Raw genomic sequence first — 865 nt, forward strand, 5'->3', positions numbered from 1 at the left:
CCAGAACAACATCAACTACGCTGACACCAGCCGCATAACCCGTGTCCAGGATTCGGGGTCAAGGCCCGCGGACCATCTGACGATCACCGACCAGGCCATGGCAGCACTGAGCGCCGAACTCGGATCCTGGCCCGAGGTGGAGTCCAAGGCGCATCGGCATCCCAACGCTGTGCCCGTGGAACAGAGGTCCCGTCAGCCGGGCACCCCGGGAGAGCGGGTCCACTATCAGGCTGGCTTCATGTGCGTGGTGGAGAACCTTCCGAAGCCCTCGCACACCCTCGTGGCGGCTGCAGCCGTCCAGGTGCTTGACGGCCCTCGACTGCGCCTGCACGGACTGGTCAGGACCGAGCACAGCGACCCCGACGGCAACCGCCGCGCTGAGCACTGGCGTGCTGCGAGTGAAGTCTCCGCTGATGAGGCGGCCTCGGCACTGTCGGCCCTGTTGGCTGGGGTGCGGGCTGCGGTGGACACCGTGCGCCCCACTTTTGATGAACAGCGCGGCCAGACGCCTGGAGAAGTTGGCTGACCTGCCGGGAGCAGCGGGAACGAGCGGACGTCCCGTGACCACGGGGCCGAGGATGTCGTCGTGCGGGTCAGCTGTCTTCTTCTCGCGCGGCACTGCGTGCGGCCATTCGCGCTCCCGCAGCGCGGCGACGTCCTTCTGCTCCTGCTCCGACCAGCCCGGCGAGTCGGGGTAGGCCGGGGCTGTGGGGCAGGTCAGGCGGATCTGGGACACCGCAGCCGGTGATAACCGCGATGCGTCGCGCGCTGCTGGTGACAAGCAGCGCGCTGCATCGGGGGTCTGATGCACGATCGGGTGACATCTGAACTGGCTTGCCCTACAGGGCAGGTGGGAAGGATGTCG

1 protein-coding gene is annotated in these 865 nt (G+C 67.6%); it reads left to right on the top strand.

What is annotated here, in order from left to right; translation table 11 throughout:
• Positions 1 to 526 (top strand): hypothetical protein (locus I3F58_RS29190; RefSeq protein WP_240111723.1); only part of this gene is annotated, 526 nt, incomplete at its 5' end.
• Between the last annotated feature and the right edge of the window lie 339 nt (positions 527 to 865).

It is taken from the genome of Streptomyces sp. MUM 203J (assembly GCF_022414595.1).
Taxonomy (GTDB): domain Bacteria; phylum Actinomycetota; class Actinomycetes; order Streptomycetales; family Streptomycetaceae; genus Streptomyces.